General features: G+C 68.3%; 16 protein-coding genes. 8 read left to right on the top strand and 8 right to left on the bottom strand.

Going from position 1 to position 15,182, the window contains the following annotated elements; genetic code table 11:
• The 5 genes from ON39_RS10885 to ON39_RS10905 form a co-directional block, all read left to right on the top strand.
• Positions 1–493, top strand: a 493-nt coding sequence (locus ON39_RS10885) for an RNA polymerase sigma factor (RefSeq protein ID WP_040733356.1), incomplete at its 5' end; no start/stop codon positions are given.
• Positions 490–1,179 carry a Rieske 2Fe-2S domain-containing protein gene (locus ON39_RS10890; RefSeq protein WP_040733357.1) on the top strand — a complete coding sequence of 230 codons (690 nt, stop codon included), beginning with the start codon at positions 490–492 and terminating at the stop codon, positions 1,177–1,179. The genes ON39_RS10885 and ON39_RS10890, both read left to right, overlap by 4 nt.
• A 68-nt stretch (positions 1,180–1,247) precedes the next feature.
• Positions 1,248–1,745 carry a cupredoxin domain-containing protein gene (locus tag ON39_RS51410; RefSeq protein WP_083894371.1) on the top strand — a complete coding sequence of 166 codons (498 nt, stop codon included), beginning with the start codon at positions 1,248–1,250 and terminating at the stop codon, positions 1,743–1,745.
• Positions 1,742–2,686: a metallophosphoesterase family protein gene (locus tag ON39_RS10900; RefSeq protein ID WP_040733358.1), complete on the top strand. Its 945-nt coding sequence runs from the start codon at positions 1,742–1,744 to the stop codon at positions 2,684–2,686. The genes ON39_RS51410 and ON39_RS10900 overlap by 4 nt, the downstream gene beginning before the upstream one ends.
• Positions 2,683–3,084, top strand: coding sequence for a hypothetical protein (locus ON39_RS10905; protein ID WP_040733359.1), 402 nt, complete (start codon positions 2,683–2,685; stop codon positions 3,082–3,084). Before ON39_RS10900 ends, ON39_RS10905 begins: the two co-directional genes overlap by 4 nt.
• 343 nt (positions 3,085–3,427) lie before the next feature.
• On the opposite strand, the gene ON39_RS50525 is transcribed toward ON39_RS10905, so the two are convergent.
• The 3 genes from ON39_RS50525 to ON39_RS10915 all read right to left on the bottom strand — a co-directional run bounded on the left by ON39_RS50525 (position 3,428) and on the right by ON39_RS10915 (position 6,512).
• Positions 3,428–3,556 (bottom strand): hypothetical protein, encoded by a 129-nt coding sequence (locus ON39_RS50525; protein WP_255219255.1) that lies wholly within the window; start codon positions 3,554–3,556, stop codon positions 3,428–3,430.
• Positions 3,557–3,617: 61 nt separating this feature from the next.
• Complete coding sequence (locus tag ON39_RS10910) at positions 3,618–4,895, bottom strand: FAD-binding oxidoreductase (protein WP_040733360.1); 1,278 nt, start codon at positions 4,893–4,895, stop codon at positions 3,618–3,620.
• Between the two features lie 51 nt (positions 4,896–4,946).
• The gene (locus ON39_RS10915) at positions 4,947–6,512 is read right to left on the bottom strand and encodes an alkaline phosphatase D family protein (protein ID WP_040733361.1); all 1,566 of its coding nucleotides are present in this window, start codon (positions 6,510–6,512) and stop codon (positions 4,947–4,949) included.
• Positions 6,513–7,519: 1,007 nt separating this feature from the next.
• Between ON39_RS10915 and ON39_RS10925 the strand changes: the two genes are divergently transcribed.
• The 3 genes from ON39_RS10925 (at position 7,520) to ON39_RS10935 (ending at position 11,396) form a co-directional block, all read left to right on the top strand.
• Positions 7,520–8,986, top strand: coding sequence for a flavin-containing monooxygenase (locus tag ON39_RS10925; protein WP_246002988.1), 1,467 nt, complete (start codon positions 7,520–7,522; stop codon positions 8,984–8,986).
• 82 nt (positions 8,987–9,068) lie between these two features.
• Positions 9,069–9,947 carry an SDR family oxidoreductase gene (locus ON39_RS10930; RefSeq protein ID WP_040733364.1) on the top strand — a complete coding sequence of 293 codons (879 nt, stop codon included), beginning with the start codon at positions 9,069–9,071 and terminating at the stop codon, positions 9,945–9,947.
• Positions 9,948–10,736: 789 nt separating this feature from the next.
• Positions 10,737–11,396, top strand: a complete 660-nt coding sequence (locus ON39_RS10935; RefSeq protein WP_157195438.1) for a TetR/AcrR family transcriptional regulator — start codon at positions 10,737–10,739, stop codon at positions 11,394–11,396.
• Positions 11,397–12,033: 637 nt separating this feature from the next.
• On the opposite strand, the gene ON39_RS10940 is transcribed toward ON39_RS10935, so the two are convergent.
• The 5 genes from ON39_RS10940 to ON39_RS50025 all read right to left on the bottom strand — a co-directional run.
• Positions 12,034–12,759: a lysophospholipid acyltransferase family protein gene (locus ON39_RS10940; protein ID WP_040733366.1), complete on the bottom strand. Its 726-nt coding sequence runs from the start codon at positions 12,757–12,759 to the stop codon at positions 12,034–12,036.
• A 509-nt stretch (positions 12,760–13,268) separates the two neighbouring features.
• A complete protein-coding gene (locus tag ON39_RS10945; protein ID WP_040733367.1) occupies positions 13,269–14,276 on the bottom strand; it encodes an ROK family glucokinase in 1,008 nt (335 codons plus the stop codon).
• Positions 14,273–14,680 carry a hypothetical protein gene (locus tag ON39_RS45800; protein WP_051186500.1) on the bottom strand — a complete coding sequence of 136 codons (408 nt, stop codon included), beginning with the start codon at positions 14,678–14,680 and terminating at the stop codon, positions 14,273–14,275. Before ON39_RS45800 ends, ON39_RS10945 begins: the two co-directional genes overlap by 4 nt.
• Positions 14,668–14,964, bottom strand: a complete 297-nt coding sequence (locus tag ON39_RS10955; RefSeq protein WP_040733369.1) for a hypothetical protein — start codon at positions 14,962–14,964, stop codon at positions 14,668–14,670. Before ON39_RS10955 ends, ON39_RS45800 begins: the two co-directional genes overlap by 13 nt.
• Positions 14,965–14,973: 9 nt before the next feature.
• A partial coding sequence (locus tag ON39_RS50025) for a hypothetical protein (RefSeq protein WP_218006157.1) occupies positions 14,974–15,182 on the bottom strand: 209 nt, incomplete at its 5' end.

The following is a 15,182-nucleotide window of genomic DNA, read 5'->3' on the forward strand; positions in this document are numbered from 1 at the left end:
GGAGGGGTATTCGGGGTGGGAGGGCGTGTATCGCGACAATGTCGGGTGGGTGTATGCGCTGATGTTCACGAAGGTGGGGAACCGGGCGGACGCGGAGGATCTGACGGCCGAGGTGTTCATGGCGGCGCTGAAACCGCTGCGGGTGTCGGCCAGCGTGCCGGAGGTGCGCGCTTATCTGCGCGCGACTGCGCGGACCGTGCTCGCCGGATACTGGCGCACCCGCATGGGCCGGGAGATCACGACGATCGAGGACGATATCCCGGACGACCCGCCCGCCCCGGAGTCGCCGGACGACGCGGCCGTGGCACGGGCGCAAGCGGTGCTCGACGGGCTGCCGGACCGCTACCGGCGCATTCTGGAACTGCGGTTCTTGCAAGGACTCTCGGTCCGGGATGCGGCGAATGCCTTGGGGGTCAGCGTCGGAAATGCGAAGGTGTTGCAGCATAGGGCTTTACAGGCGGCGGCGCGGCTGAGCGAGGGAGGTGTGCGATGAGCGAGCGAGAGGTGGACCGGTACGTCGAGGACCTGCTCGCCGGGCACCGCCCTCGGTCGTTCCGGCCCGACGAGTCCGACGCGCAGGACATGCGCGCGGCGATCGAACTGCGCGCGGGCCGGCTCGGCAGCCAGGCGCCGAGCGAGGAGTTCCTCGCCGAGTTGCAGCGGCGGCTCGCCACGGAACTCGAGGAACCCGCACCCGACAACTCGTCCGGCGGTTCGACGCGACGCAGGCAGCTGCTGATCGGCACCTCGGTCGCTGCGGCCGCGGCCGCCGTCGGCGCGGTCACCGAATACACCGTGACGGGCACGCCGGAGCCGAACGCCCCTGCGGCACAGTCGACTTTGACGCCCGGCAACGGTGCCTGGCTCCCCGTAGCCGCGAGCGCCGCACTGCCCGAGGGCGGCACTCTGCACTTCGACGTCGGCACGGTCAGCGGATTCATCCGGCGCGACAAGGGAATTCCGGCGGCGGTGTCCGGCGTCTGCACCCATCAGGGCTGCCGCCTGTGGTTGGACGCGCCCGCCGACAGGTTGCGCTGCCCGTGCCACTCGACCTCGTTCTCCACCGCCGGCGAGGTGCTCACCCATCAGCTGCCCATCGCGCCCGCGCCGCTGCCGATCGTGCAGGTGCGTGAAAGCAACGGCGTCATAGAGGTTTTCGCGCCGACCGAGCCCGCGTAACCCCGCCTCCTATCTGTAGGTGAGAACTCGCGTCAGCGGACGCGTCACCCGGATGGAGGACCGGATCGATGAGACATATGCCAAACCGGCGACGAACGGTGGTGATCGTCGCGGCCGCCGCGACGGTGCTGGGAGCGGTCAGTGCGTGCGGCAGTAACCCCGACGCAAACCCGCCCGCCGCCGCGCCGACGCCCGTATTCGCCTCGGGCACAGAGACTCCCGGGATGGTGCCGACGCCCGGCACCCAGCCGGGCATGACCGGGCCCGGCGCCATGCCGGGGATGTCCGCACCGGCCAAGCCAGGGCCACCGGCCGGGCCGAACGCCGTCAACATCGACAACTTCGCCTTTGCGCCTTCGACTTTGACCGTCAAGGCGGGCACCACGGTGACCTGGACCAACCACGACGAGGAACCGCACACGGTCGTCGCGAGCGACGGCAGCTTCCACTCGCCGGGACTGGGCGCGGGCGCGACGTACTCGTTCACCTTCGCCAAAGCGGGCAACTTCGCCTACATCTGCTCGATCCATCCGTTCATGAAGGCGACGGTGGTGGTGACACCATGAGTGAACACACCGATCCGCCTGACCCGCATGGCATGACGCGCAGGCAGTTGATGCGGCACACCGCCTGGTTCGGCGCGGCCGTCGGGCTGTCGGTCGTCGGCGGCGAGGTCATCTCGCACGTGGCGGGCGGTGCGCCCAGCGGCAATGCGGCCGAGCCGCAGACGCTGCGGTTCGCTCAGATCAGCGACAGCCACATCGGATTCCAGGGCACCGCGAACGGCGATGTGGCGGCGACCTTCACCGAGGCGATCGGGCAGGTGAACTCGCTCGGCTACGTCCCCGACTTCGTCATCCACACCGGTGATCTGACGCATCTGGCCACGCCGGAGCAGTTCGATCAGGTGAAGCAGATGATGATGGACCTGAACACACCGCACGTGTTCACCGTTCCGGGAGAACATGATTCGACCGACGACGCGGGCCAGCGATACCGCTCGGTGTTCGGCAAGGGCACCCGCGGCGACGGCTGGTACAGCTTCGACATCGCGGGCGTTCACGTGATCGCGCTCGTGAACACGCTGAACCTGCAGAGCCTCGGACATCTGGGACAGGATCAACTGGAGTTCGTGCGCAAGGATGTGGCGGGGCTGTCCAGCGATACGCCGATCGTGGTGTTCAGCCACATTCCGCTGTTCGCGATGTATCCCCAATGGGGTTGGGGCACAGACGATGCCACCGAGGCGCTGAGTTACCTGCGCCGATTCGCGTCGGTCACCTGTCTCAACGGGCATGTGCACCAGCTGTTCACGAAGACCGAGGGCAACATCACCTTCTACAGCGGCACCACCACCGCCTATCCGTTGCCGAAACCCGGGGACGGGCCCGCGCCGAAACCGGTGACGCTGCCCGCCGGAAAACTACACGACGCCTTGGGGATTCGTGAAGTCACCTATCAGCGAGGGCAACAGATGCTGGCGATCAAGGAGCAGACGCTGAAATGAGCATCCGCCCGGTCGATGTGCTGCTGCGCGTCGGGATCAGCGCCGCACTGGTGGTCGGCGGCTACTTCCACGCCGACCTCTACGGACGTGGCTATCGTTACATCCACTTCATCGGCCCTTCGTTCCTCGTGCAAGCCGCCGTCTCGTTCGCGCTCGCGGTGCTGGTGCTGGTCGGCCCGTGGACGATGCGGTTGGCCGCGGCCGGGCTCGCCGGCGGGTCGTTGGTGGCATTCGCGCTCTCGCGTACCACGGGGATCGCCGGTTTCAGTGAGATCGGATGGGACCCGGCCCCGCAGGCCGCCCTGAGTGTCGCCGCGGAGGTGATTACCGTAATCCTCTGCGCGGCATCGCTTTTGCTGTATCGGCGAGAAGCCGTTCGGTACGAGGCGCGAAGTTAGCCGCAGCGCAGCCGATGCCCCCCGTCGGCGAAGAACCCGCGCAGCACCTCAGGATCTCGTGGAGGAGGCGCCGTCGTCTTGCATCGGGCCCGGCTTACCGGAGCTGCTTCGGCGCGGGTGTCGGCGGTGGCCGGTGGGGGTGAGCGCTGTCGGCGGTGGGGTGGCGGTGGGCGGCGATGGTGGGGCGACCGGTGGCGGTGCAGCGGGGCTACGTGGAGGGCAAATTGAAGCCCAGACCCGCCCAGTCGTGCCGCGTTTTCGGTGGCGGACGCGGCGGGTCTGGGTAGAGGTGAGGCTCAGCCCTGTCGCGTCACCGGTGTCGTCGTTGGGCGTGCGATGGTACTTAGGCCACCGGGAGCGCGGTGGCGGTGCGGCGGGTCGGGGTGGAGGTCAGGTTGAGGCCCAGCCCTGCCGCGTCGGTGGTGGTGGAGATGTCGGCGCTGGTGGCGAGACGACACCGGATACTGGGCAATCGTGCGGCGGCGCATGCCCGTAACGCCTGTCGGCCAGGCAACAGGCATGCGCCGTCGCCTCTACTCCTCCGACTCGTAACGCAGCGCGTTCTCCGACCGGCAGATCTCATCGATCCCGGACACTATGTCCCGCAACAGTTCTGAGGGGAGTGCGGCGGGGCGGAGGCGGCTGGTGAAGGTGATCAGGCCGTGGTCTTCGGGGGAGAGACCGCGGGCGGCGGCCTCCGAGCGGAGGTAGCGCGAGCGGACGCCGTAGGTCATGGCGGAGATGACGGTGAAGCAGCCGGTGCGTTCGCGGTGGCCGGCGAACAGGTCGTGCAGGCGGTAGAACACCGACGTGTAGCTCGACAGGGGCGCGAAGATGCCGACGCGGTAGGCGGGGCCGCGCTCGGACGAGCTGAGCGCGGTGTCGGCGAGGTACTCCGCGTCGCGCAGGGTCTGCACCTTCGGCGCGAACAGGACCGCGCCCGCCGCGGCGTTGCGCAGCGGCATGCCGGCGGGCCCGCTGGCGGCGGAGGCGATGACGCCGAGCGATTTACGCGCGCGCGATCCGACCTCGCGCCGTGCCCGCACCGAGCGGGTCGGCGTGGTGGGGTGCAGCGTCGACCACTGTCCGAACCGCACCGTGCCCAGCTGCACGTGTCCGACGCCGCCGGGCCGCGCGACCTTCAGCGGCGCGGTGTCCACCCAGCGACCCACCTGCAGCGCAGCGTTCCCGGGCCGCATGATCTCGGCGTAGGCATGTTCGACGAAGGAGTCGAAGTCGAGGAAGCGGTCGGCGTTGGTGGTCAGCCAGGTGCGGTCCTTGTCGATGTCGATCACGTCGAGGGTGAGCGCGGTGATGATGCCCGCGCGCCCGCCCGCGCCGAGGATGCGGTGGAAGCGCTCGGCGTGGTGGGTGCGCCCGCACGTGCCGATGCGTCCGTCGTTGTCGACGTACTCCAGATCGACGACCTGGTCGATGAACATGCCGTACTTGTGCGACGCCGCGCTCACCCCGCCGACGGAGGCGAACCCGCCTGCGGTGATGTCGCGATGGTCGCCGACGATGGGCAGGCCGAGCCCGTGCGCGCCGAGGCGCCGGTCGATGTCGGAGAGCTTGGCGCCCGCCTGCACCCGCACGGTGCGCCGGCCGAGATTGATGTCGAGTACCTGGTTCATCCGGCGCAGCGACACCACCGTCGGCTGGGCGGGCAGCGTCAGTCCGTCGTCGATCTGCTCGCCGCCGCGCACGGTGAGCCGTTCCGCGCGGCCGCGTGAATCCCGAACCGTGCGAACGACATCCGCCGTATCGCGGGGTAGATATTCCTCGGCGGAGACAAACTGCGGCGTGCTCATGGCACGAAAGCTACTACAGCGCGGCCCGCCACGCTCGCTCGATCGCGTGTGCTACCGGACGGTCGGTTCGAGTCGCTGGCTGAACAGCACGGATCCGGCGGCGTCGCACAGGTTGACCGTCAGTTCCCTTGACTTGCCATCGATCAACACCTCGCCGAAATGCTGGAAGGCGTCCAGCGGCGAGCTGTTCTGTGCCGTCGGCGCGTGCACGAACACCGCCTCCGGCCCGAAAGTCGCGTCGAGTGGGTTCGGGCCGAACGCGCCCGCGTTGAGCGGGCCGGAGACGAACTCCCAGAACTCGTCGAAGTCGGTGAAGGACGCGCGCTCGGGGGAGTAGTGGTGCGCGGCGGTGTAGTGCACGTCGGCGGTCAGCCAGACCACGTCGGTCACGCGGTTCGCCTTGATCGCGGAAAGCACCTGGGCGATCTCGGTTTCCCGGCCGGACGGCGCGCCGGGGTCGCCGTTGGCCGGGCCCTCGAACGCGGTCTTGTCCGGCTGCTCGCCGTCCTTGACGACCAAGCCGAGCGGCAGGTCGTTGGCGACGATCTTCCAAGTGGCCTGCGAATCGCTGAGGCCGTCGATGAGCCATTTGGTCTGTGCGGGGCCGAGGATGCGGCCCTCGGGGCCGTCGTTGGCGTCGTTGAGGTCCTTGTAGGTGCGCATGTCGAGCACGAAGATGTCGAGCAGCGGACCGTAGGAGATTTTGCGGTAGAGGCGGCCGTCCACAGCCTCCTTGGGCTCCACCGGCATCCATTCGTGGAACGCCTGCCAGGCGCGGCCCGCCAGGGTGTCCATGTTGCGCTCCGTGTAGCCCTTGGTTTGCGAGACGAGTCCGCCTGGGTACCAGTTGTTGACCGTCTCGTGGTCGTCCCACTGCACTACCTGCGCGACCGAGGTGTTGAAGCGGAGGTAGTTCTGGTCGGTGAGGTTGTAGGCGTAGTTGCCGCGGTACTGCTGAAGGGTCTGCGCGGGCGCGCTTTTCGCCTCCGAGACGATGTTGCGCCAGATTCGCCCGTCCGGGAGTGTCACGGATTCCTTGACCGGGTTGTCCGCGTAGATCGAGTCGCCGGAGTGCAGGAACAGGTGCGGGTCGCGGGCGGCCATGGTGGAGAAGATCTTCATGCCGCCGAGGTCCGGGTTGATGCCGTAACCCTGGCCGACGACGTCGCCCGACCACTGCAGTCTGATATCGGCGGCGCCGGTGGGTACCGTGCGGAACACGCCGGTGATCGGCTCCGACACGCCGCCCTCGTCGCTTTCGAGGGTGACCCGGTAATGCACCTGCTCGCCCGCGGGCAAACCGTTGATGCGTATCCGGCCGGTGCCGTCGGAGGCCGGGGTCAGCAACGGGCCGGTGAATTTCTTTACGTTTGTGAATGATTCGGTCGAAGATGTCTCCACGATCAACTTCGCCGACCGATCCGCGCGCGCCCAGATCAGCGCCCCGTCGCTGCGCGGGTCGCCCACCGCGACGCCGTGCGTGAGCACCGGACGCTGCCGGACCAGGCCGGGCCCGTCATTCGACGAGCACGCGGCCAGCGCGGGGCCGGCCACCAGGCCGAGGGCGGAGGTGCGCAGCAGGGTGCGGCGGGAGAAGCCGGGGGTCGAACCAGTCATGGGGTCACCTTGGACCAGCTATCTCAACGTAATGTGAACGGGTCCGGTCTGGTTAGGGAACGGGACGGACCGGTCGGTGTGTTTCTTGCTCGGCGGGGGGTGTCTTCGGTGGATCCGTGGCCTGGCGTCCTGGGCGTGTTGTGCGCAGCATCGAGAGCAATCTTGGCGGTTTGTGCCCGGGGCTGCTTGGTGTTTGCCGGAATGACCCGCGGCGTGTGCGGAATTCTCGTCGGGTGCGGGTGCGGGTGCGGGTGCGGGTGCGGGTGCGGGTGCGGGCGAGGGTGAGGGCGCGGCGGTGCGTGGTGTGTGACGATCTGGCGGCGCGACGGGCACCTTGATTGCGAGTCGGTCGGGTTGCCTGCGTGGGGGCGGCGACTCGGCGGCTGGGCTCGGTTTGGAGGTGGCTGGGCGATTCCCGCGCATTCGGTGAGCCCGCCAGCGGCTGGCGGAACTCGACGTGGCCGGTCACCGAAATCGACGTTCTGTTCGCGCCATCTCCCAAGAAGGCCATGCATGCGGCAGGCTCGGCCTGCGCCGCACTGCCTTTGCTTTCCCGCACTTCGACTCGCCGTCCTCGCGTGCGCGTTTGTCGAAAGGGCTGCCGCGGGAGCCGAATTGGAATGGATACGCGCTGTACCAGGGGCTTCGGGTGGCCGTCCTGCTGGCTATGCATCGATTTGCGGATGTACTGCTGTCCGGCTGGCTGCGCAGAGGCTTGCGGATACCCTGCTGTCCCGCGGGCTGTTCAGCGGCTTGCGGATGCCCTGCTGTCCCGCTGGCTGTGCAGTGGCTTGCGGATGTGTTGCTGCTGCTGGATGTGTTGCGGCTTTCGGGTGCGCTCTTGACTTGTGCGGGCCTGACGGGAAGCATGCGATTCCAATGGAATCAACTGATTCCTGTCGGGCGACGAGGCCTGGTCCGCTGCTGGCGAGTGGGCTGACTGAAGAGCTTCCCTGGTGATGGCCGGATCGGTGATCGCGGTCGGGCGGCGGAAAGAGGTAGTGCCGGTGGCGGAAGAGCATGTGTCGGTCGTGGTTGTGGGGGCGGGGTTCGCGGGGATCGGGCTGGGGGTGCGGCTGCGCGAGGCGGGGATTGAGGATTTCGTGATTCTGGAGCGGGCGGGGGAGCTCGGGGGGACGTGGCGGGCGAATACCTATCCTGGGTGCGCGTGTGACGTGCCTTCGATGTTGTATTCGTATTCGTTCGCGCCGAATGCGGAGTGGTCGCGTCGATACGGTACGCAGCCGGAGATTCTCGACTATCTGCGTGCGGTGGCCGCGAGATTCGGTGTGGCGCAGCATATTCGATACGACACGGAGTTGCGTGCGGCTGATTGGGATGAAGGGCGCGGGTATTGGCGGATCGATACGTCGCAGGGGGTGTTGACGGCCGATGTGCTCGTCTCGGCGATCGGGCCGTTCAGTGAGGCGCGGATTCCTGAGCTGCCGGGCATCGAGACCTTCACCGGCGCCCAATTCCATTCGCTGCATTGGGATCACGACCACGATCTGACCGGTGAGCGGGTGGCCGTTATCGGTACCGGGGCGTCGGCGGTGCAGTTCATTCCCGAGATTCAGCCCAGGGTGGGGCGGTTGACGGTGTTCCAGCGGTCCGCGCCTTGGATCGTGCCCCGGCTGGATTGGGCGACCTCCAGTCTGGAGCGGTCCGCGCTGCGTCGAATGCCTATGGTAGGCAAGGCGGTTCGCGGTGCTTACTTCGCGGCGATCGAGGGATTCGGACTGGTCGGCTTCGTGGACAAGCGCTTCCGGCATCCCTACGAGGCGCTGGGGCGACTCCAGCTGCGCAGGCAGGTGCGGGATCGGCGGCTGCGCGGGCGGCTGACCCCCGACTACATGATCGGGTGCAAGCGGGCCATCTTCTCCGACGCCTACTACCCCGCGCTCACCCAGCCGAACGTGGAGGTGGTGACCTCGCGGATCGTGGCGGTGGGGCCGCGCTCCCTCCGCACCGACGACGGCGTGGAACACGAGGTCGACACCATCATCTGGGGTACCGGCTTCGGCGTGCCACCGCAGATATTCGACCGCGTCCACGGCAGCGACGGCCGCAGCATGGGCGAGCTGTATCGCGAACGCCCGCAAAGCTATCTGGGCACCACGGTGAGCGGCTTCCCGAACTTCTTCACCACTCTCGGCCCGTTCGGGGCCGCGGGAAACCAATCGGCGATCTACATGATCGAAGCGCAGATTCGCTACATCGTCGACGCGCTGAATACCATGCGGGACAATGGGCTTCGGCGGATCGAGGTCCGGGCCGAAGCGCAGGAGGAATTTCTTCGGGAGATGGAGGCGCGCAGTCGCGACACCGTCTGGGTGACCGGCAACTGCCGCAGCTACTACCAAACCGCCGACGGCAGTGGGAATGCCGGGTTGTATCCGAACTGGAGTTTCGAATATGCCCGCCGGACAAGTCGTTTCGACGAGGACGCCTATCTGACGAGTGAGGTGCGTTGATGCTCGGGTACGCGATGGTTTCGAGCGCGGCGGTGCCGAGGTCTGCTGTCCGCGGGGCCGCGAACGTGGCGGTGATCGCGTGATGCTGGGCCTGCGCTGGACGGGCTTCGACGTGCGAGGCCGGGTAGTGGCGATCACCGGTGCGGGGCAGGGGATCGGGCTCGAGTTGGCTCGGATTCTCTACCGGCGCGGGGCGTCGGTGGCGATGATCGATCTCGATGAGGTGAAGACACTAAGCGCCGCAAGGGGATTGGGCGAGCGCGCCTTCGCAGTCCGGGGTGATGTCGCCGATCGGGCGGGGATGGTCGCGGCGTTGCAGGCGGTTCGTGAGCGCTTCGGCGGGATCGACGTCGTGGTGGCGAATGCCGGCGTCACACCCGCCCCCGCGACGCTGCGCACCATGGACCCGGCCGATTTCGATCGGGTCCTGGCCGTCAACCTCACCGGCGTGTTCAACACCGTGCACCCGGCGCTCGACGACATCGTCGCCGCCCGTGGGCATGTCGTGGTCGTCTCGTCGTGTGCCGCGTTCGCGCCCGGCATGGGCGGCTCGCCGTACATGATCAGCAAGGCGGGCGTCGAGCAACTAGGCCGCGCGCTGCGCGTCGAACTCGCGGCCTCCGGCGCCACCGCGGGCGTCGCCTACTTCGGCATCGTGGACACCCCCATGACCCACCACACCCTGGACGAGGACGACCTCGGCCGTGAAGTAGGCCGCCTACTCCCATGGCCGCTGAACCGCCGCATCACCGCCACCCAAGCCGCCGTCACCATCGCCGACGGCATCACCCACCGCGCCGCCCGCACCATCGCCCCCGGCATGTGGGAGCCCTACGCGCTTCTACGCGGCGCGATTAACGTAGCCCTCGACCGTTATCTCACCCTCGATCCGCGCACCCGCGCCCTCATCCGCCGCCTGGAACAACGCACCGATGAGTCGCGCAAAGGACCAGCAATCTAAAGGATGCCGCCCGCGTGCCGCAAGGGTTGCGGGTGACCGGTCGGAAGCGGCACAGGCTCCCGGGGATCTGCGGTGATCGGATGGTGTTGTCGCGCGGTGTCGAGTCACGTCGTCGATGCCGGTTCGACGGCTGTTTTGATCTCGCCCGTCGCACGCTTGGGATGGCACTGCCGGATGCGGGTGTCAGTCGCGCGGGCCTGATGGCCTGTCGCGCGGGTCCGGCGTATGTCGTGCGGAGGTGGAGTCGATCGGTGGCTGCTGCCGCGCGGTGTCGAGTCACGTCGCCGATGGCGGCTCGACCGCTGTTTCGATCTCGCTCGTCGCATGCTTGCGTCCGATGGCACTGCCGGATGCGGGTGTTGCGCAGGCCTCATGGCCCGTCGCGGGGGTCCGGCGTATGTCGTGCGGAGGTGGAGTCGATCGGTGGCTGCTCGCGCGCGGTGTCGCGCTCTTTGTCGGTGCCGCCGACGCGTTGCTGTACCAGCGTCGAGTCCGCACGCGAGCGTCGATCCTCTGACTGAAGGCCACACACAACGACCCCACGGATCGGCAGCGCGTGGGCCGGTGAGTGGGTTTGCCTGCCCCGCATGTCACTGAGTCACCCAGCCTGTGCGCCACTGGTGCTCGGGCGGGACTGTGCTACTGCGGCTCAGGTCGGCCATGTGCAGGGCGTATGTGCTGCTGGGGTCGACGGTGGTGTCTACGCGACTGGAGCGGCGGTGCGCGGTGGAGGTGGGCTCTGCCGCGTGGTGGCGGAGGACTAGGAAGGCGCGTGACATCATCAGGGTCGTGAGTGCGGTTGCCGACAACACCTGGCGTGGGAGCACTATGGCCGCGCGGTCCGCTGAGCGGCGGGATCAGTTGGTGCGGGCCGGGTTCGAACTGCTGGGGGCGGAGGGGGCGGCGGGGACGACCATGCGGGCGGTCTGCCGGGCGGCGGGGTTGAGTCTGCGGTATTTCTACGAGAGTTTTCCGGATCGGGAAGCGTTGCTTGTCGAGGTGTACGACCAGGTCGCGCGGGGGCTGGTCGACGCGGTTACCGCTGAGCCCGTCGCGGCCGGCGCTGACGAAACCGCCCGCATCCACGCGGCTTTCGACGCCGCGGCTCGCTACTTCGAAGACGATCCGCGCCGCAGCCGGATCATGTTCCGCGAGACCCTCGCCGACGACACCCTGCGCACCCACGGTGCGGCGGCCCTGCCGGACTTCGTCCGCTTGGTGGCCACCCAACTCTCTCCCGACCGCGCCGACGACCTCAGTTCCGCCCAGCTCAGCATGCCCATCAGCGCACTCTCCGGCGCCCTCGTCTCCCTCTTCCTCGATTGGCTCGCGGGTCGAGTCTCCGCCACCCGCCCCGAGATCGTCGCCTACGCCACGCACCTCACCACCGCCATCCTCAGCCCGGAGAACGAAACTCGAGAGGCGACCACACGCCCTACTACCTTGTGAAACGCACGGTGTAGTCGTGGGTTCGGCTATCCGAGCCGCTTGCGTGCCCGATCGTCGGGCCGTGACCCGCATGCACGACGGATGGCGAACAGCACGCAGCGGAACTGGGAATGCTTTCCGGAGCGTGGTCGAGCATCGGCCCTGCCGCAACCGACCACTACGCCGCGAGATGGACGAGGGACCTGGCCTGCCTGCCTACCGCCAGATTCCGTCCTGCACGGACACTTTCACGCTTGCAACCCCCGATCAGCCCGGCTTACGCGCCATAGTGTCCACGCAGGCCGGGCGGCCCGACATCCCACCGCACTCGTCCGACGCTGACTCTCGCGGGTGCCGACGTGTGACACCAGGCGAGGGAGCAGCACAACGGCCGGAGTTTCGGCGACAGTAGCCGGTCGCGCAACCGCGCGAGTTGATGCCAGCCACAGCATCTTCGCCACCACGCCGTGGTGGTCCGGCAAGCGCGCGCACCCCGCCCGACGCACCAAGGCCGAGTTCCACAGAACGTCCATACGGCTCACATGGCCCGCAGCCTCTGTGAAACGTACGGTGCGTCTGTGGATTCGACAATCCTTGAAATGACGAAGGCGCTCGTCGGGCAGCCTAAGGCTGATCGACGAGCGCCGGTCGAGAAAGTTCAGCTGGCGGCGGTGTCCGGGATGCGGGTTGTCTCGCGGGCGCTGCCGTTGGGGACGTTCTTCTTCAGGCTGGCGGCGTAGACGTCTACGTATTCCTGGCCGCCGAGTTGCATGAGTTCGTACATGACCTCGTCGGTGACGGCGCGTTCGACGAAACGGTTGCCGCCCATGCCCTCGTAGCGGGAGAAGTCGATGGGGGTGCCGAACTTGACGGTGACCTTGCGGCGGCGCCAGCGGAAGGGGCCGGGCGGGCTGACCTCGTCGGTGCCGATGACGGCGACGGGGATGACCGGGACGCCGGTCTCGAGCGCGAGGCGGGCCATGCCGGTCTTGCCCTTGTACAGGCGGCCGTCGGGGGAGCGGGTGCCCTCGGGGTACAGGCCGACGAGGCGGCCCTGGTCGAGCAGCTTGCGGGCGGCGTTGAGCGCGTCCTCGGCGGCGTCGGCGCCGGTGCGGTCGATCGGGAACTGGCCGGAGGTGGTGAAGAACCACTTCTGGAAAGCACCCTTGATGCCGGGGGTGTTGAAGTATTCGGCCTTGGCCAGATAGTTGATGCGCCGGGGGCTCATCAACGGCGCGAACAACCAGTCCGCGAAGGAGAGGTGGTTACCCGCCATGATCGCAGGGCCGTCCGCCGGAATGTTCTCCACACCCTCGACCGTCGGCCTGTTGTAGAGATGCATGAACGGTCCCAGCAGCACGTACTTCAGCAGCCAGTAGAACATGACGTCCTTCCCCCGGGACCGGGATAGAGGCGGGCATCTGCGTCAGTTGCCGACTTTACCGTTGGACCGAGATCACATCCAACCGCAGCGGCGAATCTCACCACACTCTGCCATGCGCAGGCGGGCACGCCGCACTCGGCGGCCGGAAGGCGACTCCTCGGCGACCGGAACGGGGTCATCGGCGACCGAAGCAAGCGTTCGAAATTCGAATACCACTGTCGCGAGCGGTGAAACGTCGGCCGCCCGAGTTGCGCCCCACCGCCGCAGCCGTTCTCGCGATCCACAGACCGCGTTCGAGGGGGCACCGCTGGGAGAGGGGTGAGGCTGACGTGATCCGCTGTCGACGGCGATCGCGGTGCCGATGACAATCGTGCCGACCGCACCTCCGGCGTGCTCGCCGCGGCGGCGGTATGCCTCGGCGTGCCGTGGGTCGCGCGGTCCCCGTGTGGAGCCGCGGCGATCCTGATGCTGACAAGCGAGACCGCAGCAACGCCCGCGCCGTACTCGACTCAGCGACTGCGCACCACGCGAGACGACTTGCGTTCACTCTCGATCAATGCCGCCCGCGCCAGGTCCGCCGCGCCGATCATTCCCGCGGCCTCGCCGAGTTGGGTGGTGCGGATGCGGGCCAGGGGGCGATGGCCCGCGCCGGTTACCGAGCGGGCGTATTCCTCTCGTGCCTCGTCCAAGAAGAGCGGTGCGGAGCTGCTGACTCCGCCCGCGATGACGACCAGATCGGGGTCGAAGATGTCGCTGACGAAGGCGAGCCCGAGGCCGAGCCAGCGCGCGAAATCGGCCATGACCCGCACGGCGAGCGGGTCGCCGTCCTGTGCCGCATTGGCGACGCGGCGACCGGTGAGCGAGCCGGGATCCCGGAAGACGTCCTTGGCCAGCACCGAGCGGACGGGGTCGGTGGCCAGCATCTCGATCGCGGTGTCGGCGAGCGCCGTTCCGCTGCAATACCTTTCCCAGCAGCCACGCTTACCGCACGGGCACGCGCGCCCCTGCGGGACAACTTGCAGATGGCCTAGTTCCGGTGCGACCCCGTGCGTTCCCCGATACAGCTGACCGTCGATGAGCAGCGCGGCCCCGATGCCGGTGCCGATCGCGACGAGCACCACATTGTGTCCGCCCGCGGCCGCGCCGAAGCGATACTCGGCCCACATGGCGGCGTTGGCGTCGTGCTCGAGGATGACGGGGAGCTCGAGGCGCTCGGTGAGGCGCTGCGCGACGGGAGCGTCCTGCCAGGGCAGGTGCGGCGCGAAGCGGACGGTGGAGCGGTCGCCGTTGATGAAGCCGGCGACGGCCAGGCCGACCGCGCCGATCGGGTGCCGCTGGCACAGCTCGCGGACGGAGCGGGCGAGGGCGTCCTCGAGCGCCTTGGCGGAGTGCGGGGTGGGGGCCTGGACGGTGTCGAGCACCTCGCCCGCGGCGTCGATCACCGATGCGCGAATGTTGGTGCCGCCGACGTCGATTCCGACGGTCAGCGGGCGCGCACCTGCCATGCGGTGCGTCATCCCTTGATCGTCACGGGGATGCTGACATAGCGGGGGCGCTGGCTCGCCCGCGATGTGCGTGGTCCGGCGGTGGATCCCGCCTCGGTCGAACTGTCCTGTGGCACGCCATGATTGTGCTGGTGGCCGCCGGAGGGCTCGGACTCGGGCATCACCGGATCGACCGGCACCCCCGCCAGCGCCTCGCGCAGCACGGTGACGATGGCCGTGCCGTGATCGGCGACCGCCTGCAAAACCTCGTGATGCTCGCCGCGCATCAGCGCCGCCGCCGCGCACACGGGGCACCAGTTGCAACTGGACCATTCCACCTGCCCGTCGGCGGCCTGGCGCAGGACCGGCTCCACCCGTTCGAGCACGTTCTCGGCGAGCACCTTCAACTCGGCGACGAACTCGGTCAGGCCGTCCACCGGGTCGTCCTGGCCGGGACCTCCTTTCGGTGGTGCGTCGCCAGGCGGTGTCGAGTTCGAGTCCGCCGAACCCGGCGCGGTTCGCCCGCCGGGGGCTTGGTCGCGGTGTCCGGATGCGCCGGGGGCTTGGTCGCGTTGTCCGGATGCGCCGGGGGCTTGGTCGCGTTGTCCGGATGCGCCGGGGGCTCGGTCGCGGTGTACGGATGCGCCGGGGGCTCGGTCGCGGTGTCCGGATGCGCCGGGGGCTTGATCGCGTTGCCCGGAAACGCCGAGGTCTCGGTCACGGTGCCCGGCTACACCCGAGTCTTGGTCGCGGTGCTCGGATACGCCGAAACGTTGCTCGCGGTGCCCGGAAGCACCTGGGCCTCCACCACTCCGCCCGCTAGCTGCGGAACCTTCACCGCTCGGAGCCGTCGTGCCTGCGTTGCGCTGCCTGGAAGCACCGAACCTGCGCCCTGCACCGCTAGAAGCTTCGCCGCTGCGTGCGGTCGCGGAACTTTCA

Source organism: Nocardia tenerifensis NBRC 101015 (assembly GCF_000308715.1).
Lineage (GTDB): Bacteria > Actinomycetota > Actinomycetes > Mycobacteriales > Mycobacteriaceae > Nocardia > Nocardia tenerifensis.